The 246-nt window shown below is 62.6% G+C and carries 1 pseudogene; it reads right to left on the minus strand.

From position 1 onward, the window contains the following. Nucleotides 1-246, minus strand: a pseudogene (locus AC0CH3_RS17900) (ribonucleoside-diphosphate reductase subunit alpha); the annotation flags it as partial.

Raw genomic sequence — 246 nt, forward strand, 5'->3', positions numbered from 1 at the left:
CGAGCGCAGGTAGTAGAGCGACTTGATGCCAAGCTCCCAGGCGCGGAAGTGAAGCATGAGAAGGTCCCCCTTTTCCACGTCCGCCGGGATGAACAGGTTCAGCGACTGCGCCGGGTCGATATACGGCGTGCGGTCCGCGGCGAGCTCGAGCAGCCAGCGCTGGTCGATCTCGAAGCTGGTCGTGTAGCAGTCCTTTTCCTCGACCGAGAGGAAGTCGAGATGCTGGACCGAACCGCCCTGTTCGAG

The organism is Sphingomonas sp. AC449 (assembly GCF_979253475.1).